The sequence below is a fragment of the Niallia alba genome (assembly GCF_012933555.1).
GTDB lineage: Bacteria > Bacillota > Bacilli > Bacillales > Cytobacillaceae > Niallia > Niallia alba.
Genome location: NZ_JABBPK010000001.1, coordinates 5,194,365 through 5,220,389 on the forward strand (window position 1 = coordinate 5,194,365; position 26,025 = coordinate 5,220,389).

General features: G+C 34.8%; 23 protein-coding genes, 4 tRNA genes and 1 pseudogene. 4 read left to right on the top strand and 24 right to left on the bottom strand.

The annotated features are described in order from the left end of the window. Positions 1 to 38: 38 nt before the first annotated feature. Positions 39 to 203, bottom strand: coding sequence for a hypothetical protein (locus tag HHU08_RS24620; RefSeq protein ID WP_169189576.1), 165 nt, complete (start codon positions 201 to 203; stop codon positions 39 to 41). Between the two features lie 365 nt (positions 204 to 568). Between HHU08_RS24620 and HHU08_RS24625 the strand changes: the two genes are divergently transcribed. The 3 genes and pseudogenes from HHU08_RS24625 to HHU08_RS24635 all read left to right on the top strand — a co-directional run. Beyond that, complete coding sequence (locus HHU08_RS24625) at positions 569 to 745, top strand: hypothetical protein (RefSeq protein WP_153301110.1); 177 nt, start codon at positions 569 to 571, stop codon at positions 743 to 745. Next, on the top strand, positions 738 to 2,261 hold the full coding sequence (locus HHU08_RS24630; RefSeq protein WP_169189577.1) for a recombinase family protein: 1,524 nt from the start codon (positions 738 to 740) through the stop codon (positions 2,259 to 2,261). The genes HHU08_RS24625 and HHU08_RS24630 overlap by 8 nt, the downstream gene beginning before the upstream one ends. A 69-nt stretch (positions 2,262 to 2,330) precedes the next feature. Continuing rightward, positions 2,331 to 3,380 (top strand): annotated as a pseudogene (locus tag HHU08_RS24635) (recombinase family protein); the annotation flags it as partial. 603 nt (positions 3,381 to 3,983) lie between these two features. Here the strand turns inward: HHU08_RS24635 and rlmH are convergent. The 23 genes from rlmH to HHU08_RS24750 form a co-directional block, all read right to left on the bottom strand. Next, the gene (rlmH, locus tag HHU08_RS24640; RefSeq protein ID WP_169189578.1) at positions 3,984 to 4,463 is read right to left on the bottom strand and encodes a 23S rRNA (pseudouridine(1915)-N(3))-methyltransferase RlmH; all 480 of its coding nucleotides are present in this window, start codon (positions 4,461 to 4,463) and stop codon (positions 3,984 to 3,986) included. An 80-nt stretch (positions 4,464 to 4,543) separates the two neighbouring features. Next, positions 4,544 to 4,705, bottom strand: coding sequence for a CxxH/CxxC protein (locus tag HHU08_RS24645; RefSeq protein WP_016201499.1), 162 nt, complete (start codon positions 4,703 to 4,705; stop codon positions 4,544 to 4,546). A 306-nt stretch (positions 4,706 to 5,011) separates the two neighbouring features. Then, on the bottom strand, positions 5,012 to 6,223 hold the full coding sequence (locus HHU08_RS24650) for a S1C family serine protease (RefSeq protein ID WP_169189579.1): 1,212 nt from the start codon (positions 6,221 to 6,223) through the stop codon (positions 5,012 to 5,014). 189 nt (positions 6,224 to 6,412) lie between these two features. After that, a complete protein-coding gene (locus tag HHU08_RS24655; protein ID WP_016201497.1) occupies positions 6,413 to 7,201 on the bottom strand; it encodes an MBL fold metallo-hydrolase in 789 nt (262 codons plus the stop codon). Between the two features lie 6 nt (positions 7,202 to 7,207). Further along, entirely contained in the window at positions 7,208 to 8,008 is an 801-nt protein-coding gene (locus HHU08_RS24660; RefSeq protein ID WP_101729001.1) for a two-component system regulatory protein YycI, read from the bottom strand. Then, positions 7,995 to 9,308, bottom strand: coding sequence for a YycH family regulatory protein (locus tag HHU08_RS24665; RefSeq protein ID WP_169189580.1), 1,314 nt, complete (start codon positions 9,306 to 9,308; stop codon positions 7,995 to 7,997). The genes HHU08_RS24660 and HHU08_RS24665 overlap by 14 nt, the downstream gene beginning before the upstream one ends. Beyond that, on the bottom strand, positions 9,305 to 11,134 hold the full coding sequence (walK, locus tag HHU08_RS24670) for a cell wall metabolism sensor histidine kinase WalK (RefSeq protein ID WP_016201494.1): 1,830 nt from the start codon (positions 11,132 to 11,134) through the stop codon (positions 9,305 to 9,307). Before walK ends, HHU08_RS24665 begins: the two co-directional genes overlap by 4 nt. A gap of 8 nt (positions 11,135 to 11,142) precedes the next feature. Then, on the bottom strand, positions 11,143 to 11,853 hold the full coding sequence (yycF, locus tag HHU08_RS24675) for a response regulator YycF (protein WP_016201493.1): 711 nt from the start codon (positions 11,851 to 11,853) through the stop codon (positions 11,143 to 11,145). 830 nt (positions 11,854 to 12,683) lie between these two features. Beyond that, positions 12,684 to 12,756, bottom strand: a tRNA-Phe gene (locus HHU08_RS24680). 124 nt (positions 12,757 to 12,880) lie between these two features. Continuing rightward, a tRNA-Asp gene (locus tag HHU08_RS24685) sits at positions 12,881 to 12,957 on the bottom strand. A 35-nt stretch (positions 12,958 to 12,992) separates the two neighbouring features. Continuing rightward, positions 12,993 to 13,064, bottom strand: a tRNA-Glu gene (locus tag HHU08_RS24690). 17 nt (positions 13,065 to 13,081) lie between these two features. Continuing rightward, positions 13,082 to 13,157: transfer RNA gene (locus HHU08_RS24695), tRNA-Lys, on the bottom strand. A 347-nt stretch (positions 13,158 to 13,504) separates the two neighbouring features. Further along, the gene (locus HHU08_RS24700) at positions 13,505 to 14,797 is read right to left on the bottom strand and encodes an adenylosuccinate synthase (protein ID WP_016201492.1); all 1,293 of its coding nucleotides are present in this window, start codon (positions 14,795 to 14,797) and stop codon (positions 13,505 to 13,507) included. Between the two features lie 252 nt (positions 14,798 to 15,049). Beyond that, entirely contained in the window at positions 15,050 to 16,414 is a 1,365-nt protein-coding gene (dnaB, locus tag HHU08_RS24705; RefSeq protein WP_016201491.1) for a replicative DNA helicase, read from the bottom strand. Between the two features lie 246 nt (positions 16,415 to 16,660). Beyond that, on the bottom strand, positions 16,661 to 17,110 hold the full coding sequence (gene rplI / locus HHU08_RS24710; RefSeq protein ID WP_101729004.1) for a 50S ribosomal protein L9: 450 nt from the start codon (positions 17,108 to 17,110) through the stop codon (positions 16,661 to 16,663). After that, positions 17,107 to 19,080 carry a DHH family phosphoesterase gene (locus tag HHU08_RS24715; RefSeq protein WP_169189581.1) on the bottom strand — a complete coding sequence of 658 codons (1,974 nt, stop codon included), beginning with the start codon at positions 19,078 to 19,080 and terminating at the stop codon, positions 17,107 to 17,109. Before HHU08_RS24715 ends, rplI begins: the two co-directional genes overlap by 4 nt. Positions 19,081 to 19,582: 502 nt before the next feature. After that, positions 19,583 to 19,819 (bottom strand): 30S ribosomal protein S18, encoded by a 237-nt coding sequence (gene rpsR, locus HHU08_RS24720; RefSeq protein WP_016201488.1) that lies wholly within the window; start codon positions 19,817 to 19,819, stop codon positions 19,583 to 19,585. 41 nt (positions 19,820 to 19,860) lie between these two features. Then, a complete protein-coding gene (ssb, locus tag HHU08_RS24725; protein ID WP_016201487.1) occupies positions 19,861 to 20,379 on the bottom strand; it encodes a single-stranded DNA-binding protein in 519 nt (172 codons plus the stop codon). A 53-nt stretch (positions 20,380 to 20,432) separates the two neighbouring features. Beyond that, on the bottom strand, positions 20,433 to 20,723 hold the full coding sequence (gene rpsF / locus HHU08_RS24730) for a 30S ribosomal protein S6 (protein WP_016201486.1): 291 nt from the start codon (positions 20,721 to 20,723) through the stop codon (positions 20,433 to 20,435). Positions 20,724 to 20,899: 176 nt separating this feature from the next. Continuing rightward, a complete protein-coding gene (locus HHU08_RS24735; protein WP_169189582.1) occupies positions 20,900 to 22,051 on the bottom strand; it encodes a glycosyltransferase family 4 protein in 1,152 nt (383 codons plus the stop codon). Positions 22,052 to 22,318: 267 nt separating this feature from the next. Then, on the bottom strand, positions 22,319 to 23,419 hold the full coding sequence (gene ychF, locus HHU08_RS24740; protein WP_016201484.1) for a redox-regulated ATPase YchF: 1,101 nt from the start codon (positions 23,417 to 23,419) through the stop codon (positions 22,319 to 22,321). A gap of 408 nt (positions 23,420 to 23,827) precedes the next feature. Next, the gene (locus HHU08_RS24745) at positions 23,828 to 24,028 is read right to left on the bottom strand and encodes a DUF951 domain-containing protein (RefSeq protein WP_016201483.1); all 201 of its coding nucleotides are present in this window, start codon (positions 24,026 to 24,028) and stop codon (positions 23,828 to 23,830) included. An 18-nt stretch (positions 24,029 to 24,046) separates the two neighbouring features. Then, entirely contained in the window at positions 24,047 to 24,898 is an 852-nt protein-coding gene (locus HHU08_RS24750; protein WP_101729008.1) for a mechanosensitive ion channel family protein, read from the bottom strand. 465 nt (positions 24,899 to 25,363) lie between these two features. On the opposite strand from HHU08_RS24750, the gene yyaC reads away from it, so the two are divergent. Beyond that, positions 25,364 to 25,981, top strand: a complete 618-nt coding sequence (yyaC, locus tag HHU08_RS24755; protein WP_101729009.1) for a spore protease YyaC — start codon at positions 25,364 to 25,366, stop codon at positions 25,979 to 25,981. The last annotated feature ends 44 nt before the right edge of the window (positions 25,982 to 26,025 follow it).

Here is a 26,025-nt window from a genome sequence, read left to right on the forward strand (position 1 = left end):
CTTCATACTCCTGTTTATATTCTTATCTCGGTTAGTAACTATGGGGCAAAATTTTGCACAACATCTCTGATAAACATAATTCCGCCAATAGTAAGCAGAAACAGTATAACAGCTAAAGCTAGGGCTATCTTTTTATTGTTTCTCTTTATAACAATTAGGATGATTAATACCATAAGAACTAAGAAAAATAGTAAAAAATACATATTCGCCCCCCTCATACTAAAAAGAATTCATAGAATTAAACATCTTGTTATTTTGCTTATATTAAAACATTGATGTAAATAAATAATCCACCCCGCTACACTGTGAACCGTTAGGGTGGATTATTTTGCTCTAAATCCACAATGGCCTTGCCATATGGAAGCAAAGGATTTAATCCCTCACTTTCCTTATTTTAACATTCTTAACCGATCTTTTCACCCATAAATACCATTATATTTTTCTGAATATTTAAACTTAAAATTTTTATTCTTAATATCTTAAAATATTAAAATTCCGAAGGTACTATGTCTTTCAACCAGATATAGCCGGCAATTATTTGGATTTTTATATTCGATGGAGATTAACTATGAAGAAGGAAATATCATCTGACTATAACTCATACTATGATTCATTTCTCATTGAAAAAGACCAAGCTGAAATAAATGCTTCTGACTTTTTATATTATATTTCTGAACTAATTATTAAACATTCAAAAACCCTAGAAAAAAAACTCATGAATGGAGAGAGTGTAGTTAATGAGTAAAAATAATAAAAAAAACATGAGAAATAAGGAAGTTCGTAGAAAAAAAAGAGCTTATGCTTATCTGAGAAAAAGCCCCAATAAATTTACTGATAACACATCAATTGAAAAACAACTTGAAGAAATTAGGAAATACTGTGAAGAAAATGATATTGAGTTAGTTGATACTTTTACTGATGATCTTAAATCAGGAAAATCTTTTGAAGGCAGAGATGGCTTTAAAGAAATGTACAATAATGTAATTAGATCAAAAGATGATGTAGACTATATCATTGTCTTCAAACAAGATCGAATTTCCCGTGATACATTAGATACTTTGTATATTATGAAACGACTTAACTCAGTAGGAAAACACCTTATATCAATTAAAGACAATGTTAATACTGAAGATCCGGCTTCAAAAATTCTTGTTCATATATTAGCATTAGTAGCTGAACTTGAACGAGAATTTATTAACATGAGAACTTTCTCTGGTATGGAAAAGAGAGCAGAGGAAGGCAAATTTTTAGGTGGTAAAGTCTATGGTTATAAAACAGTTAATAAAGAGTTAGTTGTTGTACCTCATGAAGTTGAAGTTGTGAAATTTATTTTTAAAAAATACGCAATTGAAAAGTGGGGCTATAAAAAAATTGCTTCATATCTAAATATCCAAGGCATTAAAACAAAAAATAAGCAGTACTGGACCATTAATGCTGTCAAAACGATTCTACAGAACCAAATATATATTGGAAATACCAAGTGGAGAGGAAAATACCAAAAAGGTCAACACGAAAAAATTATTGAAATACCTCTTTGGAATTTAGCCCAAGAGACAATGAAGACAAGAAGTTATAAACAAGAAAAGGTTCATCCGGGTTCCTATCCACTATCAGGACTTTTAAAATGCCCTGAATGTGGGTCTTCGATGGTTCAAGGTAATAGCAGCTCTAAATATAAGTATTATCAGTGCAGTAAAAATAAAAATAGTGGCAAGGCAGCTTGCTCATCAAACCTTGTAAAAAAGGAATATGCAGAAGAGACCATTTTACATGAATTAAATAATTTCTTCCAAAATCTCAATCTAGCACCTTATATTAAATCTGCAACAGATTCATTACTGTGTTTTGAACTCGAACCTTTATATAAAGAGGCAGAGAAAATTGACAAAGAAATAAAACATATTAATAAAAAGATGGAAACTGTCATGGACTTACTCGACGATGAAACTGTTCCATTCGACGATAAAGTATTTAAAAATAGACTTTTGGGTTATCAAGAACAGTTAAATAAACAAAAATTAAAACTAGAAGAAATTAATACTCAAATAAGATTTAAAAAAAGGCAAACCTCCAACGAAATCATTGCTTACTCTGTAAAAAATTTTTCAGATTTATATGAAGTACTTTCTGATGAGGAAAGAAAATCACTGTGCCATTATATAATTAAGGAAATTCATATCTTTAAAGAAGAAAACACCAAACAGCGTAAAATAAAGAGCATAATTTATAATTTTAGTCCCGATAACTTGTCATTAGTATAGGAGAAAAGGAGAACTGTCCTTTCTCCTTTTTTTATTTTCGCTGTATCATTAATACAAGGAGGTAATGCAATGGAAATTCAAAAGGTAGCTATTTACGCACGTGTTAGCACCGAGGAACAAGCATCTGAGGGCTATAGCATTAGCGCTCAATTACAAACTCTTCGACAATACGCAAATCTTTATAATTGGGAAATCATCGACGAATATGTGGATGAAGGGATTTCTGGAAAGAATATCACCGGACGCCCTGCTATGCAAAAACTTGTAGCAGACGTTGAACAGGAAAAATTTCAGGCGGTACTTGTATGGAAAATCTCACGTTTATCGCGGAATATGTTAGATACTCTTACTTTGTTAGACAAATTTGAAGATTACGGAGTAAAGTTTATCTCTTATTCCGAGAACTTTGATACCAGTAGTCCAATAGGCCGTCTAGTCGTTCAGCTAATGGCTTCTATTGCCGAAATGGAACGAAATACATTGTCTGAGAACGTTAAACTTGGTATGAAACAACGAGCCTTAGAAGGTTCATGGAATGGCGGTGTTATATTTGGTTATGATTCTATTGAAAAGGAACTCGTAATAAACAAAGAGGAAGCTGAAGTGGTTAAACAGATATTCACTCTTTATTCCCAAGGAAAGGGCTTAAAAGCCATTGCAAATCAGCTTAATAAAAATGGGTATCGAACCAAACGTGATCGTCATTTTTCTATAAATGGAGTGGCAACTATTTTAGACAACCCAGTCTATAACGGGAAAATTAGTTGGTTAAAGGTTGAAAACTGGGATAAGAAGAGAAGAAGAGGCAGAAATGATAATCCTATTTTAGTAGAAGGTCAGCATGAAGCGATTATCAATGATGAACTTTGGAGTCTTGTTCAATCTCGTAGGAAAAGTAAATCGTTCAAGCAAAGACAATCCAACGAACCATTTCTATTGAGCAGTATCTTACGCTGTCCTGATTGCGGACAAGGGATGGTACCTTCAATTACTACTTACACTTTAAGTGACGGTACCAAAAGAAAGCACAGATATTATGTTTGCAGTGATTTTCACAACAAGGGATCAGCAGCCTGTAAAGCCAATTCAGTTAAAGCCTATGATGCTGAAAATGCTCTGTTCCAGCGTATAGAGAGCTTTTTATCCAATAAACAAAAGTTTTATGAAACTATTAACTCACTAACAAAAACCTCAATTGAATCCATAAAAAAATTAAAAAAAGAACTGGAAGAAACTGATTCGAAGTTAGAGGAAACACTAGCACTTCAAAATAGATATCTAGAAGCTTTTGAACAAAATCTCTTTCCTGTTACGGTTTTGCAAGAACGATTACAGCAAGTGGCTATTGAAAAGAGTGCAATTGAACAAAAGAGGAATAACTTAATAACGGAAATAAGTAAATCTGATACAAAAGTTATTCCTCCAGAATTGGTACATCTTCTATTAGGAAAATTTGTAGAAGTCTATAAGTCCTCTACAAGAGATAAACAAAAGCAATTGCTACAGCTGTTGGTTAAACAGATCACTGTTGGACGAACAAATGATCAGCTACGTCAAATTGATAAGGTTGAGCTTGAATTTGATTTTACGGAAGTTAACCTTTCAAACACATTTACACTTATTCACATGCTCTATTTAGAAACAGAAAAAGAAGGCTTATCAACACCTTCTATTTCTGAATCAAATGGAAAATATCCACCTTATCTTCAACTTTTTTTGCCTCTATTTATGGTACGGTTCCCCCCGATTAATCCGAAACGCCCGATAAACCTGCTCCACCAAAATCAACCGCATCAACTGATGGGGAAATGTCATCTTACTAAACGAAAGCTTATCATCCGCTCGCTTCAATACCTCATCACTAAGCCCCAACGATCCACCAATAATAAAAGTAACCTTACTCTTCCCATATGTACCTAATTTATCGATTGTATCTGCTAATTCCTCTGAAGATTTTTGCTTACCTTCTATAGCTAGTGCAATAACATGTGCATCAGTTGGAACTTTGGCGAGGATTCGTTCGCCTTCTTTTTTCTTCACTTGCAGCATCTCTGCTTCGCTTAAAACTTCTGGTGCTTTTTCGTCTGGCACCTCGATAATTTCTATTTTAGAATAGCTTGAAAGCCTTTTTGTATATTCTTCGATTCCAAGCTTTAAATATTTTTCTTTTAATTTTCCAACTGTAACAATTGAGATATTCACATGCTTTCCTCACTTTACAAACAAGATATCCACAGAACTTATCCACATATCCACATTTTTAATCCACATATAGTATGGAATCACTTGTTCGCCACCATATATATGGCGTTATTTTTACAATATTCACAGGTTGTTGATAACTTTTCTTCCTCTGAAATTTGTTCCAAAATCGGAAATGTTTCATACTCATTTACAACGGAATCTATTGCTATATCAACGTGTTCAGCACAACTATAAATCATTTTTTCTTCTCCTTTTGCCTCTTGCTATTTTCATTTTTCTAAAAATAATTGTGGATAATATTTTTCCTTGACTTGATTTTTAGTTATCCACACTCCATCTTAACATTCTACCCAAAAACTGCAACCACTCTAACGAAATTCATCTGCTTTTTCCTATAAAGCCTTATCCACAAGCACTTCATTATTTTCTGAAAAAATTTTTTCATCGAGTACATTCTATTTAGCTATAGTATCCCCGTCTAAAAAATTCGTACACACAAAAAAAGTAGAGCGGCACTAAAAAATGCTTCGCTCTACTTCTTCCTATTACATTTGATCTTCCGATAACGTAAGCTCTGTTGTTTCTAGCTTTCCGTTTCGATAATATTTCACATCCATCTTATCGCCGATTTTCTTTTCTGTATATAAGTGCTTTCTTAAAGCAATTAAATCAACTATTTCTTCTCCATCTAATTCCACAATAACATCTAGCTCTTTTAATCCTGCTTTTTGCGCTGGAGAGTTTGGTGAAACATCTTTTATCGCTACACCTGTCGTTACATCATTCGGTAACTTTAATGCTTCTTGCTGATAATAGCCTGGAATATCACTTACCGATTGTAGCTCTACCCCCATATATGGACGTTGCACTTCACCATGCTGCTCTAAGTCCTCAATAATCGGAATCGCTGAATTAATGGGAATTGCAAGTCCAATTCCCTCTACAGCAGATACAGCAATCTTCATGCTGTTAATGCCAATAAGCTGTCCTTCAATATTAACAAGGGCACCACCGCTATTTCCAGGATTAATTGCTGCATCGGTTTGAATAACTTCCGATTGCCAATCAGGTGTACCATCTTCATTTATATCGACAGGGATGGTTCTCTGTAACCCAGATATAATCCCTTGTGTCACAGATCCTGAAAATGTTAGGCCTAGAGGGTTTCCAATTGCAATGACCGGCTCACCTGCTTTTAACGTATCCGAGTTCCCAAACTCGGCAACTTTGGTGATTTCACTTGCGTCTACTTCCACTACTGCTAAATCGGTCCAAATATCAGCACCAATTAGCTCAGCACTGATCTTCTTGCCATTTGATAACGTGACCTCAAGCTCTGTTGCCCCTTGTACCACGTGGTTATTTGTAACAATAAATGCTTTCCCGCCACTTTTCTTATATATAACGCCAGAACCTGTACCAGCTTCTTCTGCGGTCGTTTCGTCGGCCCAGAAATTAGAGGCCTGTAGATTAGTAATACCGACAACCGAATCTGCAGCTTTATCCACTGCCTTCGTTACATCTGTTTCCACGTTCAACGAAACATTCTGTGTTTTTATCCCCTCAGAATTACTTACCAAACTTCCTGTATCCTCATTACCCGGAAAAATTGCTAAATCCATCAAACGTGGACTTAGTAATAATACCAGTACTGCACCAATAATCGCACCAATAAATCCAGAGAAGAAATATCCCTTTCTTGAGCCTCTCTTTGGTCCATCTCCCCGATTACCATAATCATATTCCACAAGCTTCATTCCTTTCCGAAAACATTTATCTAAAATAATTCCTAACCTATATCCTTATTATTTTTCCTTTTTTTCAAAAAAACAAACGAAATACTTAAATAAGTTTCTCTATATAATGCCCAAAAGCATTCCTGACATACTTTCAGTTCTTCCCAGTAAAAAAAGCGAATAACTAAATATCTGCTTTTTTTCTTCCTTTTATATCGCCATTAATTTGGTCGGTATTCTTGGATCGGTATCAAATAAATGAACCTGTTCACCCAAACCAACTCCACGACTTTCTAACGTCTGTCCAACCGACATCCTCGCTAAGTCCTTCATATTATTATCTAAGCTCAAATGAGCGAGATAGATATGCTTTGTGCGATCCCCAATAACTTCGCTCATTGCGATCGCCGCATCCTCATTACAGACATGCCCTACATCACTTAAAATACGTCTTTTAATATTCCATGGATACTTACCCATCCGGAGCATCTGCACATCATGATTGCTTTCAAACACATACGAATCTGCATTGGAAATAATCCCTTTCATGCGATCACTTACATAACCGGTATCTGTGATAAGAACGAGCTTTTTTCCACCTTCATGGAAAACATAAAACATTGGTTCTGCTGCATCATGAGATACACCAAAGGATTCAATCGATAAATCACCAAATGTCTTTACTGTTTCCATATCAAAATGAAATTTCTGTTCGATCGGAATTTCTCCAATTAAAGGATCCATTGCTTTCCATGTTTTTTCATTCGCATAGATAGGTAATTTATATTTTCTTGCTACAATCCCTACCCCTTTTATATGGTCACTATGCTCATGTGTCACTAATATGCCTGTTAAATCACTCATTTTTCGTTCAATGCCCTGAAATAAGCCTTCCATTTGCTTTCCGCTTAATCCTGCATCGACTAAAAAGGAATGTTCTCCTGATTCAACAAAAATGGCATTTCCAGTACTGCCACTTGCGAGAACACTAAAACGCATTTTCTCTCACTCCACTTTCATTTCCTCTGTTTCTGGCTGAATAACTTGTCCATCTAGCGCATTCACATAAAAATCTTCTTCATTCACGGTCACTTTCCACGTTGGTGCAAGCAGCTGTGCAGAAGTATCAAGCTGTGTATAATAGCCTAACTCTACAAAACTTACATACGAATTACTTTCGATGAAATTATTTTTAAATAGGTTAAGAATCACCTCTAGGGGCTGGATAATGAGCTCTTCTTCATCCATTTCTTTAATGTTTTCCAAATACGTCTGGTTATAGGAAACAATTTTGTTCTCTTCATTTACATTAAAGGTAAGCTCTGCTTTAGGGTTTCGATACAATGTTTTTCCAGAATGCTGCTGATAATACTTTATGGTATTTCCTTTCTTTTCCCAAAAGTGATACTCTGCACCGTTAAGCACAGAATTAAGAAGGAAATCCGTTAAATCATCTGGACTAAACTCTTCTTTAATACTAATCGGTTCTACTAAAACCGCCTGAAGGTATATACTATCTCTTACTATAATTTCTTGTCCACTTAATAGACCTTTTTCCAGCTTTTTAATCTCATCATCCGTAAATTTCTTCGACTTTGCTGATAAATATTGATCCTTTTGATTATTTACGGGCAGTTTCTCTTTATCGTATTTAATATCTAATCGTGAAAGTGTTTGTGTTGGTGGCTCTGTTGTAGAGTCATCAGCACGCTGGTATTCCTTGATCTTTACGTATTCATAAATTAAATATACGTCTAATAATAAAAAGGCAATAATAAATATGGTCTTTATCTTACTCCAGTCCATCTAAGTTGCCCCCTGTTCCTTCCGAATATAAGGTATACCATTTATGATCATATTGGTAAAACCAGGTTGGCTGTAAAGAAACGATATTTTGCGAATCGACCTGCATATCGTATCCGATCACAATATTCTGGAGTTTTTCTGTCTTCAACTTTTTATTACTTTGAAGATATTGTAAAACCTCTTCTCCTGATGAGACATTCTCTTTCGAAAAATCAAACGGAGTAGTTGTGTTGATAATAACTAAATTACTTGTTAAAAGGCGCTTTGCCTTATTATTTTCCCAGTATAATCGAATATCGGATATTTCCGTTTTTAAATTAAATACAGGCATTCCATTTGTATTATATAAACGAAAAGTGATTTTTCTATCTTCATCTCGACCGACATAGAGATAGTCATTAATCCAGCCACCTCGCTGATTAATCAGCTCGATGCTATTATTAATAATATGATTTTGAGTCATTTCATTCGAAATGCCTGAAGGTTTAAAGAAGCTAACAATATGGGTATCTTTATATATTCGTAATAACCCCGAATCATCTGTATACTCTTCCCAATTCGTTAGAATTTCTTTTTGCGCAATACTTGGATCAGTAAATAACGCTCTCTTCATACGAATAGACTCAATTTGTCGCGTAAAATACTTGTATTTATTTACTTCCTTCTTCCCATTTGGCAAGTAGATTAAATACTGATTATTTGGTTTATAGGAGAAATAAGTGGAATACACTGTTTTTTCCGTATACACATTTTCTTTCAATTTATTAAGCTGTTCTAAATCTTTTGCATGTATCGTTGTTTCATATACTTTCTCTGTTTCTTTAGACAGAAAATAAACAGTTCCATCCTTATAAGAAAACAAAATGGTATCAAAATCAAAGGAATTATCTTGGTCTATGCTTAAAATATCTTTATAAATACGAAAAGGGACTTGTCCCGGAAATCTTATTTCTAAACTATTATCCTGTTCTTCTAAGAAATTGGCTATACCATCAACACTTGAAGTCACATTGCGAAAGTCTGCATATTCAAACTCTTTAAGCTTATTGATAATAGCATCTATTTCGACCTTTGAAATTGTACCATAATGTATGCCATCGATGTGTTGGTAAATTTCGTCTGGTTTTACTACTTCACTTACTTCCTTTTTATCCCCTAATTTCTCTTGTGCCATAGTCGAGCTACTATTACCAATCGCATCAAATTCTCCAACTTGGTCTGTCCAAAGGAGATAATATAATAACACACTTAATGCAACGAGAAAGACTAATATGCCGCTTTTTACACTTTCATATTTCATCCCCAATCATCCTCTTCAGATTGAATATACGGTAGGGTGAAAGATATTTTTGTTCCTTTTCCTTCCTTACTGGATGCCCAAATTCTTCCCCCATGTGCTTCTACCATTTCTTTTGCGATGGCCAGACCAAGTCCTGTTCCACCAAGCTTACGTGTTCTCGCTTTATCGACACGATAGAAACGATCAAATATTTTATCGATATTTTCTTTTGGAATACCAACACCATTATCGGATACACTTACAATAATTTGCTGCTCCTGCTCCTTTATAGAAAAAGTGATTTTCCCACCTTCAGGAGAATACTTCAGTGCATTAGAAATGATATTATCTAGTACTTGTGTCAATTTATCTTCATCAATTTCCACAAATGCTGCTTTCTTCGGTAATTTTCTTAAAAAGATAACATTTTGTTGTTTTGTCAATTCAAAACGATCGATAATGCGATTATAAAATACGATAAAGTCAACCAGTTCTTTATTTAGCTGATAATCACGGCTATCTAATTTGGAAAGCTGTAATAAATCATTTACAAGACGTATCATACGCTCTGTTTCATTTTGCGTAACATTCAAGAATTTTGGAGCTAATTCTTCATCTTTCCATGCGCCATCATATAATGCCTCCACATAACTGCGCATCGTCGTTAATGGTGTCCGCAATTCATGGGAAACATTCGCTACAAATTCTTTTCTTTCCATATCAATTTTTTCTTGTTCGGTAATATCATGGAGAACTGTAATTAAACCATTCACAAATCCTGTCTCTTTTTGGATAACGGAAAAATTTGCCCGTAATATATAGGGCTCATAATGGGTACTATAATCCAAAATAACCGATTCTCTTTCCTCTAATAACTCCTCAAATGTATATTTTTCTTTTAGATCAAGAAGATTAATAATCGGCTCAGAAAGTACTGTTTCACGTGAAACATCTAGCATCTTTGCAGCTGGTTCATTAATAAGGATAATTCGCCCTCTTCTATCTGTCGCAATGACCCCATCTGTCATATAGGCTAAAACAGAAGAGAGTTTTCTTCTTTCACTTTCTGTTGTTGCCTGTGATTCTTGAAGCTTCTTTGTCAAATTATTAAAAGTGATTGCCAGCTGACCAATTTCATCAAACCCATACACTTTAACCTTTCGAGAGAAATTCCCCTTTGATAAGGCGAAAGCATGCTTTTGCATATCGGATATTGGCTTTGTAATTGTTCTTGCTAATAGCACTCCTAAAATGGCGGTAACAACTAACGTGATAATGGTTCCTTTTTGAAAGATTTGATTAATCTTATCAATTTGTTTATATACATTTTCAATTTTGCCCACTAAATAAATGGCTCCGACTGTTTCATCACCATTTGTTTTTATAGGCGTAATCAACTCATAGATTTTTTCTCCATTTTTCTGCTTGATCGGATTATCTGGTTGTGAAGAATTAGAGAGAACCCGTCTTACCGAAATATCGACCATTTTTTGCCCAACTAAATGTTGATTTTCCGGATCAGAAGTTCCAACTATAATGCCATTACTATCAACAACCCTGATTTCTTTAATATCAGATGAATTATTATCACTTAGAATTCTTTTTATATCATCTTCTAACGTGGCATCGCCCTTTTCCACAACTCTTTCCTTTACAAGCTGCTCTTCTAAATAAATCGATAAAATATTGACTTTTTCTTGAATTGATATTTTAAAACTGTCCAATAGCGTTGTCTGCAATGTCTTTACAAAATAGACGCCGATAATCTGGATAGAAATGAGAATAAGCAAAACAATAACTAATACAAGTTTTAAATGAATGGAACGAAAAAAACTTACTTTTTTCATTAATACATTTACTCCTGCTCAGGATTTCTTAAGTAATAGCCAACGCCTCTTCTTGTCACGATCCAAGTTGGGTGACTAGGATTATCCTCAATTTTCTCTCTTAGCCTTCTTACGGTTACGTCTACTGTGCGTACATCCCCATAATAATCATAACCCCATACAGTCTGAAGCAAGTGCTCTCTTGTCATAACTTGTCCGATATGTTTTGCTAAATAATATAGTAATTCGAACTCACGATGAGTCAGTTCAATCATTTCTCCTCTTTTCGATACGATATAAGCATCTGGATGAATAATGAGTGAACCAACCTCAATTTCATTAGATTCTTTCTCTTCTTCTGCAGCAGAAGAAACTTGCTGATGTCGTCTAAGATTTGCCTTTACACGTGCAATCAGTTCTCTCGTGCTAAAAGGCTTTGTTACGTAATCATCTGCTCCTAATTCTAAGCCTAATACCTTATCTATCTCTGAATCCTTAGCCGTTAACATAATGATCGGCATTTCATATTTCTTTCTGACTTCACGGCATACTTCCATTCCATCTCTTTGCGGCAACATGATATCTAGCAATACTAAATCTGGCTGAATCTCTTCCACCTTTTCCAAAGCCTCATTGCCATCATAAGCACAATAAACCTCAAAGCCCTCTTTCTTTAAATTAAACTGCAAAATATCAGCAATTGGTTTTTCATCATCTACAACTAAAATCTTTTTATTCATTCAGTTAATCTCCTTATATCAAGTTTATCTATCGTCATATATCATACTTTTATTGTTTACTTCTACTGTCTACTTTACCATTTTAAATTTATATAATCACTTTTTTTCTATTATAAGCTTATTCCCCATTAACAAGCAGTCAGAATATCCTTTAAAGATGAATTAAATAGTCTCGGGTCTAAATCAGAGTCTTTCATAATTATCCCCTTCCCATCTAAAACTGCTCCAAATAAAAAAGACAGTGAAGCTTTTCTATTAGCCCACTGAATCATTCCTTCCATACTGGATTATAAACCCTCTTAGGGAGGATTGTTATTTTTAATTATTATCTATCCGCTGTGAGGCATACTAGGCTGCTATATATGTCTTCTTTCCTATCGCAAACTATTGGATAGCCCTTTATTTTATTATAGGAAAAAAATAAAGCGGTAGATAGCCATTTTTTTGAAACCTTTTATGCTAGACAATCGTCTATATAGATGAGTTTCATTTTCCCTTAATTTTGGCAAGGCTATCCTTCTGCAAAGAATGGATTACCTTGTCTTTTTTTATCTATAATAGGCCTCTACTTACTCTATCTTCTTAAAAGTTAAATAGGCTCTTCAATTTCTACTTATTCACATAACTCATAAGGAAGAAGACATATACATTTACTTTAACATACATATACAAGGAAAGACGATTTGCTATTATATTGTAATAAAATTGTTGCTTAATTTTCATGTTTAGTGGAATTTTGTAATAGAAGCGATTCTATAGAAGGTTATTTACAGGGAAATAATAGGGCATAAAAAAAACAACGATTATTTCGTTGTGATGAAAAATTAAGGTGGCTCAGGACGGAATCGAACCGCCGACACAAGGATTTTCAGTCCTTTGCTCTACCGACTGAGCTACTGAGCCAAACTATTGTGACAAATGCTTACTAGCTCTAATTACTTAAGCAAAAGTCGGATTTCTTACTTGTCTTCGATATGTATTAGATAAAAAATATATATTAAATATGCAAATGCATAGGAAGAAAAAATGGCGGTCCGGACGGGACTCGAACCCGCGACCTCCTGCGTGACAGGCAGGCATTCTAACCAACTGAACTACCGGACCATTTTATACTATGAAATATCTTTACTAAGATATTATGACCCATACGGGATTCGAACCCGTGTTACCGCCGTGAAAGGGCGGTGTCTTAACCGCTTGACCAATGGGCCGTGATTGATATCTATAATGGTGAGCCATGGAGGATTCGAACCTCCGACCCTCTGATTAAAAGTCAGATGCTCTACCGACTGAGCTAATGGCTCATATAAGATGAGCTGTCTCGTTTGTTTTTGTCATTTGCGACGCTTTTTATATTATCATATTAACAAAATAAAAAGCAATACTTTTTTTAAAAGTTTTTTAAAAAATATTTTTTATTTTGTCTTTAACTACTTTTCCTTTTAAAATGACTATTTTTACATACTTTTTTCTTATAAAGTAGTTCGTGCCATTACGCTCTCGATTTTAAATAAACTAAAAATCATACGAAATTATTTAAAATTTAATAATACCCAGTTACCTCTTTTTCAAACGAAAATCTCAAGGTTCTTACATAATCAAATATCTGCTTAATTAAAGGCCGTTCTAAGAACGGCCTTTATTATGATGATTAGTTTTGTCTCCATGGGCTGTGTACAACATTTGTTTGTGTACGGTCTGGACCTACAGAGAAAATAGACAATGGAATACCTGTCAACTGTGCAACTCTTTCTAAATAATGACGTGCATTAGCAGGAAGCTCACTTAGTGTTTTACAGCCAGTAATATCTTCTGTCCAGCCTGGTAGCTCTTCATATACTGGTTCACATTCTGCAAGTACTTTAAGGCTTGCTGGGAACTCCTCCATCACTTCACCTTTATATTTATAAGCAACACAAATTTTTAATGTTTCAATTCCTGTTAAAACATCAATAGAATTTAAAGAAAGATCTGTAATACCGCTAACACGACGAGCATGGCGAACAACTACACTGTCAAACCACCCAACACGACGTGGTCTACCAGTAGTTGTTCCATATTCACGACCAACTTCTCTAATTTGATGTCCAATATCATTATTTAATTCTGTTGGGAAAGGACCGTCACCAACTCTTGTTGTATACGCCTTTGATACACCAACTACATGTTTAATTTTCGTTGGACCTACACCAGAACCAATTGTTACGCCTCCAGCGACTGGGTTAGAAGAAGTAACAAACGGATAAGTACCTTGGTCAATATCAAGCATTACCCCTTGAGCACCTTCAAAAAGAACTCTGCGACCTTCATCTAAAGCATCATTTAGAACAACAGAAGTGTCACAAACATATTTCTTAATTTGTTGCCCATACTCATAATACTCATTTAAAATATCTTCTAATTTAAAGCCTTCCGTTTCATAAATACGCTCTAATAGACGATTTTTTTCAACTAAGTTTCTTGCAAGTTTTTCTTCAAATACTTCTCTATCTAATAAATCAGCAATACGGATACCAATACGTGCAGCTTTATCCATATAAGCTGGCCCAATTCCTTTTTTCGTTGTACCAATTTTATTAGCACCTTTGCTTTCTTCCTCTACTTCATCTAATTTTAAATGATATGGAAGAATGACATGGGCACGATTACTAATTCTTAAGTTATCTGTATTGACATTACGATCATGTAAGTATTTTAATTCTTCAATGATTGCCTTTGGATCAACAACCATTCCGTTTCCAACAACACTAATTTTTTCTTTATAAAATATCCCAGATGGAATTAAGTGTAATTTATATGTTTCGCCATTAAACTTAATTGTGTGACCTGCATTGTTACCACCCTGGTAACGTGCAATCACTTCTGCATTTTCAGATAGGAAATCGGTAATCTTACCTTTTCCTTCGTCTCCCCATTGCGTTCCTACCACCACTACTGATGACATATCCTAGAGCACCTCCACAGGTTTCTATATCTTTTTATTATATCCTTAATCAAACATTCCTATTTTACCAACTTTTTAACATAAAAGTCAATCAAACACGAACAATCTTTTTATTTAATTAATGTTATGTTCGTAAAATTAGATAGATTATTTGACCTAAATTAGTAGTATTTACTTTTACTAACGCTTTTTATCCATCTAAAAATAGCATAAAAAAAGATTAGTAGTTTGAAATCTACTAATCTTTTTTTGCTATGCTCCAGTTGGCATCGCTCCATCTTCAAAACGCCGTTCTAGGTTTACGAATTTATTGTATTCCTTTACAAAGGCTAGCTGTACAGTTCCAGTTGGACCGTTACGCTGTTTAGCAATAATGATTTCGATAATATTCTTACTTTCTGATTCCTTATCATAGTAGTCATCACGGTATAAGAAGGCTACAATATCTGCATCCTGCTCAATACTTCCTGATTCCCTGATATCGGACATCATCGGGCGCTTATCTTGTCTTTGTTCTACACCACGTGAGAGCTGTGACAAGGCAATTACAGGTACTTGAAGCTCACGAGCAAGCTGTTTTAAAGAACGAGAAATTTCCGATACCTCTTGCTGTCTATTTTCACCTGCTCGTCCACTTCCCAAGATTAGCTGTAGGTAATCAATTAATATCATTCCTAAGCCATGTTCCTGTTTTAAACGGCGGCATTTCGCTCTTATATCGGTAATCTTTACCCCTGGTGTATCATCAATGAAAATACCAGCATTGGATAAGCTTCCCATTGCCATTGTAAGCTTGCCCCAGTCCTCGTCTGTCAATGATCCAGTACGTAAACGCTGGGCATCTATATTCCCTTCTGCGCAAAGCATACGCATTACAAGCTGCTCTGCCCCCATCTCCAAACTAAAAATCGCTACATTTTCGCCTGTTTTTACAGCAACATTCTGAGCGATATTTAAGGCAAAGGCTGTTTTACCAACCGATGGTCTTGCTCCAACAATAATTAAGTCATTTCGCTGAAATCCAGCTGTCATTTTATCAAGTTCAGCAAATCCTGTTGCTATCCCGGTTATATCGCCTTTGCGATTATGCATTTCTTCAATATTATCATATGTCCGAACAAGAACATCTTTAATATTATGAAATGCTCCAGCATTTTTCCGTTGCGCTACTTCTAAAATATTCTTTTCTGCTTCACTTAATAAAGCTTCTACTTCATCTTCACGTGAATATCCATCCTGTGCGATGTTTGTTGCTGTTCGAATCAATCGGCGAAGCAAAGACTTTTCTTCTACGATCTTTGCATAGTACTCTATATTGGCAGCGGTCGGCACAGAAGCCGCTAGTTCACTTAAATAGCTAACTCCGCCCGTATCCTCTAAGTTATTAGTTGTGGCTAATTCGGATGTTACTGTAATTAAATCGACTGCTTTTCCTTCATCACTTAATTTAAGCATTGTCGAATAGATTCTTTGATGTGCACCTCTATAAAAATCTTCTGGTATCAGAATTTCAGAAGCTAATGTTAAGCTTTGTGGTTCAAGAAATATAGCCCCTAATACAGCTTGTTCTGCCTCAATATTTTGAGGGGGCATTCGATCATTTAAGATTTCGGTCAATCTATAAAACCTCCTTAAAATGAGAGGATATGATTAATAACATAGCCTAGGTTAAAAAAGCAACAATCTATGCAAAAAGTCCTTCCATTTGAAGAAAGGTGTTTTCGTATCAGCTGTGCCTTTTCTCTTTTTTCTAGTTTCCTATTAAAAACAGTCAAACAAAAAATGTGACCAGTTAAACCTGCATCACATTTTCTTAAGCTTATTCTATTTTAACATGTTTAGCGCTAAATGGAACTTCCAATATTAGCTTAATTCTTTCACATGTACATTTAATGTTGCTGACACTTCATGGTGAAGCTTCACTGGAACCTTTGTAACTCCTAGTGAACGAATTGCATCATTTAACTCAATTTTTCTTTTATCAATTTTGATTTGATGTTTTTTGTTTAATTCATCTGCAATTTGCTTGCTTGTAATCGATCCAAACAATCTGCCGCCCTCACCAGATTTTGCATGCAGTTCAACAGTTACTTTTTCTAGTTTTTCTTTTAATTCTTTTGCTTGATTTAGCTCTTCAATTGCTTGTTTCTCTTCTTTTTTCTTTTGAGCATTCAACGTGCTAACCGCTGAAGCATTAGCTTCTACAGCTAAGCCTTGTTTTAAAAGAAAGTTATGTGCATAACCATCAGCAACGTTTTTAACTTCTCCTTTTTTTCCTTTACCTTTTACATCTTTTAGAAAAATTACTTTCATTCTTTTCTTCTCCCTTCAAAATACTCATCAATTGCTAATTTTAGCCTTGCCTCTACTTCTTCCATTGGCATATTTGAAAGCTGTGTAGCTGCATTTGTTAAATGGCCACCACCATGTAGACTTTCCATAATAATTTGAACATTAATTTCTCCTAAAGAACGAGCACTTATCCCAATCATCGTTTCCCCTCTAGGCGCTATTACAAAGGAGGCAATAATACCATCCATTGTTAATAGAGTGTCAGCCGTCTGTGCAATTAACACGCCATCGACAGCTTCTTCTTCCTTCGCTATGGCTATTGCAATTCCTTCTTTATAGAATTGCACATTTTCGATAATTTTCGCTCTTTTAACATAGTTTTCAATGTCTTCTTTTAGGAATTTTTGTACAAGTACTGTATCTGCGCCCTGTCCTCGCAAATAAGAAGCTGCATCGAATGTCCGTGCTCCTGTTCTAAGAGTAAAGCTTTTCGTATCAACAATGATCCCAGCTAAAAGGGCCGTTGCTTCCAACATTTCAATTTTAACACTTTTCGGCTGATATTCTAGTAATTCTGTAACAAGTTCTGCCGTTGAAGAAGCATATGGTTCCATATAGACAAGCAGCGGATTTTCAATAAATTCCTCACCACGACGGTGATGGTCAATTACTACTACATCTTCTATTTTATTTAATAAGTGCTCTTCAATCACTAAAGAAGGCTTATGTGTGTCTACCACTACTAGTAAAGTATCGCCAGTTGCTATTTCTAAAGCTTGATCAGGCGTGATAAACTTTGTAAACAGAGACTCTTGCCTTTTAATTTCTTCTATCAATCTTCTAACAGCTGTATCTATTTCTTGAAAGTTTATTACTATATATGCTTCCTTTTGATTCATCTGAGCTACTTTATGTATCCCAATTGCTGCACCAATTGCATCCATATCAGGATTCTTATGCCCCATTATGATAACTTTATCACTTTCTAACACTAATTCCTTTAAAGCATGGGAAATGACCCTTGCTCTTACTCTTGTTCGCTTTTCTACGGGATTAGTTTTGCCTCCATAAAACTTTACTTTACCATTCGGTTGCTTAATCGCAACCTGATCTCCGCCTCTTCCTAAGGCTAAATCAAGACTAGATTGAGCAATATTCCCTAGTTCTGGTAAAGAGGAAACACCAGCTCCAACTCCAATACTTAGTGTTAAAGGAACATTCTGTTTTGTAGTTAATTCTCGAACATCGTCTAGTATGGTGAATTTCCCTTTTTCCAAGCTTTGTAGAATATGTTCATTAAAAATAGCAATGAACCGATCAGAAGAAATCCGTTTTAATAAGACGCCATTATCTGTAGCCCATTTATTTAAAATTGCTGTAACACTATTATTAATGCTACTTCTTGCTTGATCATCCATACCTTGTGTTAAATCATCATAATTGTCTAAAAAGATAATTGCAATGGCAGTACGTTCATCTTCATAAAGCTTCTCGATCTCTGTTTGTTCTGTAACATCAAAAAAGTATAATAAGCGCTCTTCCACTTTATGAATAACACGGAACTTTCTTTCATGCAATGTAATGATTTCCGTTTCTACTTCTTGCTTAATTAAAGGAATAATCGATGGAGAAACATCATACAAAGATCTTCCTACAAGTGTATCCTCTGTAAAACAAGATGCTAAAAAGGGATTTGTCCATTCAATATAATAATCATCATTTATAAGCATAATTCCTATTGGCATTTCCATTAATGCCTCTTCCCCCACTTTTTTAACGCGGTAAGAGAGAGTGGTTATATACTCTTCTGTTTCCTTTTTTTGACGACTATCCATTCGTAAAATAAAATAAAAAGGAATTGCAAAAAGGAATAACCCAATTAAGGAAAATACCCAGTTATAAAAAGAGAGGATTCCAAGCATGATAGTGGTAATACCTATTAAGCATATTAATGGATACCGTATGGACCCTTTCTCTAAAAAAGTAGGCAATTTTTCTCCTCCTAAAACTCGTGAGATTTTCAAATAATCCTTACTATGTATTCATTAAACCTGATAATATTATACCCCATAAAACTAAATTAAAATATAAAAAGGTCTATCCCCCTATCTGTTACTTAAAATAAGAGATGAAATACATTTCAATTTTCAATTTTTTTATTCGCAAACTTCTGTAACCTTAGAACATTCGCTTTCTAAAACTTGATTGGCCTTTTACCCATTTTTCGAAATAGTTTTTATGAGGAAGGGGTTTACACCCTTAACTAGTATTTTACTACCATTCCTTCTCTTCTTCAATGAAGTTAATTAGAAGAAATAAGAGGAGTAGGAAGAAAAACATTTATGTTTATAGAAAAGAAGAAACTTCACATAATCCTTAGATGATACAAATAAGGGAGTGATATAGAAATAGTACATATATAGACTATTTCCCCTTTAATATAATACAAAAACCCTATTAAACAAAAGTCTAATAGGGTTTTTTATAGGCTAATTATTCTCCACTTACGTATGGTAGTAAAGCCATAGTACGTGCACGTTTAATAGCAATCGTTAATTTACGTTGGTATTTAGCGCTTGTACCAGTTACACGACGAGGTAAAATTTTACCGCGTTCTGAGATGAATTTTTTAAGTAAGTCTACATCTTTATAATCGATGTTAGTGATACCGTTAGCTGTAAAGTAACATACTTTACGACGCTTAGCACGGCCACCTCTGCGTCCACCCATTGCCATGAGATTAACCTCCTTTTTATTATCAAAACTAGTTTTTAGAATGGTAAATCGTCATCTGAAATATCGATTTGTCCGCTATTTGCAAATGGATCTTCATCCACTCTTGTATAATCTTGATTGTTTCTATTTGTTTGAGGTCGCTGATTCTGATAATTATTTGATCCTCCAAAAGGATTATCTTGTTCTCTTGGTGCCCCATAATTCATGTTGTCACTTCTATTATTACCAGAGCTGTTTCTAGGTTCTAAGAACTGAACACTTTCTGCTAATACTTCTGTTACATACACGCGTTTTCCGTCTTGTCCATCATAGCTACGAGTTTGAATACGACCATCAACACCTGCTAAACTTCCTTTTTTCAAGAAATTAGCTACGTTTTCTGCTGGTTTTCTCCAAATAACACAGTTAATAAAGTCCGCTTCTCTTTCTCCTTGCTGGTTTGTAAACGTACGGTTTACTGCAAGTGTGAAAGATGCAACAGCAACTCCACTCGGTGTATAACGTAGATCTGGATCCTTCGTTAGACGGCCAACAAGAACTACCCGATTCATCATCAGTTTCAACTCCCTTCCATTTTAAATGTTTCACGTGAAACACTATTTATATATTATTTTGCTTCTTCTTTAACTACGATGTGGCGAATGATATCTTCGTTGATCTTAGCTAAACGAGAGAATTCTTCAACCGCTACAGGTGCAGCGTTAATTTTTACTAATTGATAGTAACCATCGCGGAAATCATTGATTTCATATGCAAGACGACGTTTACCCCACTCTTTTGCTTCTGCTAATTCCGCTCCATTATCTGTAAGGATAGCGTTGAAACGCTCAACAAGAGCTTTCTTAGCCTCATCTTCAATATTTGGACGGATGATGTACATAATTTCGTACTTTTTCATCACTTTCACCTCCTTTTGGTCTAGACGGCCCATTATTGGGCAAGGAGCAATTATACATTACTCACAATGTAAAAGTATAGCATACTTCATAATAAATAGCAATGTACTAAAAATAGTCACTTCTTATTTATTTTGCATATTCCTGTAAACTATCTAAGGTATGAGTATACTTACTTTTAAGCATACTTTTCATTTAGCTTCTGACGAGAATATATCACTTCATAGTAATCGCTTAATAGTCCTTCAAAAATAGTATCCCATGATTGCGTTAACGCATAATTTCTAGCTTCTATCCCCATCCGTAATCGCATCGTTTCATCCGCTAATAATTTACTAATTGCTTGAACAAAGCTCTCAGCATTTTGCTTTTCGCATATTTTTCCATTTACCATATTAATGACAAAATCTTTTACACCACCGGCATTGGAAACAATCGCTGGCGTTCCGCTAGACATAGCTTCTAACACGACATTGCCGAAAGTTTCTGTATAAGATGGGAAAACAAAAAGGTCTGCTCCTGCATATATCATTGCCAATTCTTTCCCCTTTATATAACCGGTCAAGGTAATGTTTTTTTGTTCTTGTTCCTTTTCTCTCCAAGCCTCCTTATTTGGCCCATCCCCCACTATTAACCAATGGACCGAATTATTTATATTAGAGGTCCTATTAATGATCTTATTTAATGTTTCTAGGTCTTTCTCTGGAGCTAATCTACCTACATACAATAAAATATGTTTTTCTTTGATTCGGTATTTTTTCTTAATTTGTTCATTAGCTTCTGTATTAGGCTTAAATAACTTGGAATCAATTCCCCTTCCCCAAACTTTTAAGTCACTAAAATGTAACGACTCCAATTTTCTTTGTGTGTCTTTGCTTGGAACAAATATTTTTTCGGTTGATTGGTGGAACCATTTTAAATATTTCCATAAAAATGGCTCTAACAAGGAGGCATGGTAATATTTAAGATATTGATCAAAATTAGTATGGTAAGATGATACAACAGGGATATCTAACTTTTTGGCAGCAAACATCCCATATAATCCCATCATATATGGTGTTGCTAGATGGATAAGATCTGGTTTAAACTGCTTTAAATTTTTTTCTATTTTCTTAGGATTAGCTATTACAGTTCGACACTCCGGATAAAGAAAAAATGGAAGACTCGGAAATTGGTTGATATTAGGATATGTAGAAGAAGTTTTGTTTTCTGGAGAATATACTTGATAGGATATTTGCTTTTTTTCCAAATGATTAGTTAGTCTCTTTAATGTTTGGGCAACACCATTCACTTGAGGAAAATAAGTGTCTGAAAAAATCGCGATTTTCAAAAACTTCACTCCCTTTTATCATGCTGTTTTAAGTTAATTTAATTTTACCACTACAATACTTGGGGAATTTTAAATAAATGTAAAAAGAATGTACATTTATTTCTTTCCACTCCCTTTTTAAAAATGACAGCACTTTAGAAACATCCTATCCGATCTCCCCCTATAAAATTAAAAAACCACCCAAAAAAGATTAACCAGCCTCTTTTTCAATTGAAATGAAAAGAGCTCATTAATCTTTTTATGAGTGACCTTTTACTACTTATTGCATTATACGTTGAAACGGAAATGAATAATGTCTCCGTCTCTAACTACATATTCTTTTCCTTCTAAGCGGACTTTCCCAGCTTCCTTAGCAGCAACCATATTTCCACTCGTTAATAAATCATCATAAGAAACAGTTTCCGCGCGGATAAAGCCTCTTTCGAAATCTGAGTGAATAATCCCTGCACATTGTGGTGCTTTCATTCCCTGTACAAATGTCCAGGCACGTACTTCTTGTACACCAGCAGTAAAGTATGTTGCAAGTCCAAGAAGATGGTAAGCAGCACGAATTAGCTGATCTAAACCAGACTCTTCGATTCCAAGCTCTTGAAGGAACATTTCCTTTTCTTCCCCTTCAAGCTCTGCAATTTCTTCTTCGATTTTTGCACAAATGACAATTACTTCTGCATTTTCATTTGCAGCAAATTCTTTCACAAGCTTTACATATTCATTATTCGCTGCATCAGCGATTTCATCTTCGCCTACATTTGCAACATACAATACAGGTTTAATAGTTAAAAGATGCAGTCCCTTAGCAATTTTCGCCTGTTCATCTGTAAATTCTACTGTTCTAGCAGGTTTTTCCTCTTCAAAAGCAGCTTTTAATAATTCTAACACTTCTAATTCAGCAACAGCTTCTTTATCTTTTTGCTTCGCCATTTTACCAACTCGGCCAATTCTTTTTTCTACAGATTCTAAATCAGCCAGAATCAGCTCTAAATTGATTGTTTCTATATCAGAAATAGGATCTACTTTTCCAGATACATGGGTAATATTATCATCTGCAAAACAACGTACTACTTGGCAAATAGCATCTACTTCACGAATATGAGATAAGAATTTATTACCAAGACCTTCCCCTTTACTTGCCCCTTTTACAATTCCGGCAATATCTGTAAATTCAAAAGTAGTAGGTACTGTTTTTTTCGGTTGTACTAATTCTGTTAATTTTGTTAAACGTTGATCTGGTACTTCTACAATTCCGACGTTTGGATCAATCGTACAGAACGGATAGTTTGCTGATTCTGCACCAGCTTGTGTAATTGCATTAAATAATGTAGATTTACCAACGTTAGGTAAACCAACTATTCCAGCAGTTAACGCCATTATGCCACTCCCTTATATAAACTTTCTACTTCTATCGTACAAAATAGAAAGTAATTTCATTATTATTATAAACCTCTAACAATTATAGTTTTAACGAGGGAAAAAGACAAGTAGTCTTCCTTCTCCTTCCACTTAAAAGAAGCTGAAACATAAGTATTTTCAAACAAATAACCCCGTACGATTATACGTACATGCTAAGAAAAGTTCGTATAATCGTACGGGGTTTTATTCATTTTAAGAAAGAAGGTTTGTGGTGATCACCGCATACTGAATACACTTCGCTTTCCAAAGGGGGAGCGCCATGCCTCCTCGTTCCTGCGGGGTCTTGGGCTTTCTCCTCGCAGCTCCCATAGAAGTCTACGTGTATTCCGTCTGCTTTGTATTTCCTACGATAAAGCTTTTTCCAATCTATTCTTGTTCATGCTTCACTAAAACTTTTTTCATTTTTCTTGAAAACTCTCTTCTTGGAATAAGGACACTGTGCTCGCAACCTTCACACTTAATACGAATGTCCATTCCTAACCGAATTATTTTCCAGCGATTTGTACCGCAAGGATGGGCTTTTTTCATCTCTACTACATCATTTAGACCGAATTCTTTCTGTTCCATATTGCCTCCTTGAAGATATTATTGTGGTTGTGAATACATAACTAATTTGGGAACAGGACTTTCTATTCCATTTTCATCTAAAACATTCTTTATTTCTTTTCTTAATATCCTTGCAATGGCATGATGCTTCATTGGCAACGTTTCTGCTACTACACGAATAGTTACTTCTGCCGCTTGAATATTTTGGACTCCTAACAATTCTGGAACACCGACAATATCCTCGTATTGCTCAGGTAACTTTTCAATCAGTTCCTGTATTACCTTTTCCGCTCGATTTATATCTCCTTGATAGGAAATACTGACATCAACAATTGCTTTACTATTATTAATGGAAAAATTAGTTACTTCAATTATGCTTCCGTTTGGAATAATATTTACTTCCCCAGTAAAACCTTTTATCTTTGTTGTTCTTAAGCCAATTTCCTCTACAACGCCCTCATAGGTACCGATGCGCACTTGGTCACCAACAGAAAATTGATCTTCAAAGATAATAAAAAATCCAGTAATAATGTCTTTTACAAGACTTTGAGCGCCAAACCCAACAGCAAGACCAACAATTCCCGCTCCAGCTAACAATGCTTTCACATCAATATTAAAAACAGATAATGCCATCATAATAGCAATAAAATACACCACATAAGTAATGGTATTTTCTAAAAGTTTAATTAATGTTGCTTCTCTTCTTTCCGATACTCGTAATGCGGAGTGGGTTCTTACTTTAAATATATTTCTTATTGCCGCTTTCCCTATTCTAATGATGATGCCACTAATTAGAAAAATAAGGATAAGCTTTAGTGCTCCAAATCCAAGATTACTCCACAAATTCTCATTCATGAGATTATCTATACTTTCTTTTATATTCTCATCCATCTAGGCACCTCTAAATTTAAACTTCTACTAAATTATTTTCTTTTTTTCATCTGTTCATACAAACAAGAAAAGAAATAGTACTCTCCTATTTTTAAGGGAAGAAAAATAATACTAACAATTTTTCTATTTTACTCTTCAAGACCCTTTATATTGGGTAAGTTTATTTTAACAGTTTTTCTACATGCTTTGTAGTAGTAAGTTTCCAAAAAGACACAGGACTTTTGCCCTTATTATGATGACATACACTCTTCTTGTATCGCTCTTTTGTCCCTTATTTTTATGTCCATGTATAGAATTTGCCTCTTTTCCATATACTGAATACTACAATAACTATGCTTAAAAACAACTAATGGTTCGATAGATTTCCATCTTAGTTGATAGGCTTAAACAGAATCTAAACAAAACATACTAACTGCTTTCTCCTATAGATTTTATCGAATCCTAAATGATGAAGGAGTAGATTCAATGACCTTATATTCCAGCCTTTTCGAAAAGAATGAACTTCCCATTAGAGTAGCTCATGATGAACAATTAGCAGCATTTAAGATTGCAGATTCATTATCTAAACATTTACCATCCGTTTCAGCTACACAACCAATTGTCTTTATTTGTATTGGAACTGATCGTTCTACTGGAGATTCATTGGGTCCGCTTATTGGTACATTATTAAGCGAAAAGAATATATCTCCTTTTCATGTTTATGGAACATTAGACGATCCAATTCATGCACTTAATTTAGAAGATAAATTAAAGGAAATACATGATATACATCGAAATCCCTATATTATTGGTATCGATGCCTGCCTAGGTAGAATGAAAAGCGTCGGAGTCATCCAAATTGGAGATGGTCCTGTAAAACCAGGAAGTGGTGTTAAAAAGGAGCTTCCCCCTGTAGGGAATATTCATATTACTGGAATCGTTAATATTAGTGGGTTTATGGAATTTTTAGTTCTTCAGAATACTAGATTAAGCCTTGTATTAAACATGGCAAAAATTATTTCAAAGGGTATTTACCATACGAGTCTTCGTTATATGCATTCCGCAAAATTACAGGAATACCAGGTGAAGGAAGAAACAGTTTAATATCTTTCCTAATAAAAAATAGCCTAAAAAAGGTGTTGTTCACA

Bases quoted from the DNA above. Each gene is read 5' to 3' on its own strand.
- rplI (WP_101729004.1), bottom strand. From the start codon at position 17,110: ATGAAAGTAATTTTTCTAAAAGATGTAAAAGGTAAAGGAAAAAAAGGA.
- rpsR (WP_016201488.1), bottom strand. From the start codon at position 19,819: ATGGGTGGACGCAGAGGTGGCCGTGCTAAGCGTCGTAAAGTATGTTAC.
- HHU08_RS24645 (WP_016201499.1), bottom strand. From the start codon at position 4,705: ATGATTTATAGTTGTGCTGAACACGTTGATATAGCAATAGATTCCGTT.
- ychF (WP_016201484.1), bottom strand. From the start codon at position 23,419: ATGGCGTTAACTGCTGGAATAGTTGGTTTACCTAACGTTGGTAAATCT.
- HHU08_RS24655 (WP_016201497.1), bottom strand. From the start codon at position 7,201: ATGCGTTTTAGTGTTCTCGCAAGTGGCAGTACTGGAAATGCCATTTTT.
- HHU08_RS24745 (WP_016201483.1), bottom strand. From the start codon at position 24,028: ATGGAACAGAAAGAATTCGGTCTAAATGATGTAGTAGAGATGAAAAAA.
- yycF (WP_016201493.1), bottom strand. From the start codon at position 11,853: ATGAATAAAAAGATTTTAGTTGTAGATGATGAAAAACCAATTGCTGAT.
- walK (WP_016201494.1), bottom strand. From the start codon at position 11,134: ATGAAAAAAGTAAGTTTTTTTCGTTCCATTCATTTAAAACTTGTATTA.
- ssb (WP_016201487.1), bottom strand. From the start codon at position 20,379: ATGATGAATCGGGTAGTTCTTGTTGGCCGTCTAACGAAGGATCCAGAT.
- HHU08_RS24665 (WP_169189580.1), bottom strand. From the start codon at position 9,308: ATGAAATATGAAAGTGTAAAAAGCGGCATATTAGTCTTTCTCGTTGCA.
- HHU08_RS24700 (WP_016201492.1), bottom strand. From the start codon at position 14,797: ATGTCATCAGTAGTGGTGGTAGGAACGCAATGGGGAGACGAAGGAAAA.
- yyaC (WP_101729009.1), top strand. From the start codon at position 25,364: ATGACCTTATATTCCAGCCTTTTCGAAAAGAATGAACTTCCCATTAGA.
- HHU08_RS24750 (WP_101729008.1), bottom strand. From the start codon at position 24,898: ATGGATGAGAATATAAAAGAAAGTATAGATAATCTCATGAATGAGAAT.
- HHU08_RS24650 (WP_169189579.1), bottom strand. From the start codon at position 6,223: ATGAAGCTTGTGGAATATGATTATGGTAATCGGGGAGATGGACCAAAG.
- HHU08_RS24625 (WP_153301110.1), top strand. From the start codon at position 569: ATGAAGAAGGAAATATCATCTGACTATAACTCATACTATGATTCATTT.
- rpsF (WP_016201486.1), bottom strand. From the start codon at position 20,723: ATGAAAAAGTACGAAATTATGTACATCATCCGTCCAAATATTGAAGAT.
- HHU08_RS24630 (WP_169189577.1), top strand. From the start codon at position 738: ATGAGTAAAAATAATAAAAAAAACATGAGAAATAAGGAAGTTCGTAGA.
- HHU08_RS24660 (WP_101729001.1), bottom strand. From the start codon at position 8,008: ATGGACTGGAGTAAGATAAAGACCATATTTATTATTGCCTTTTTATTA.
- HHU08_RS24620 (WP_169189576.1), bottom strand. From the start codon at position 203: ATGTATTTTTTACTATTTTTCTTAGTTCTTATGGTATTAATCATCCTA.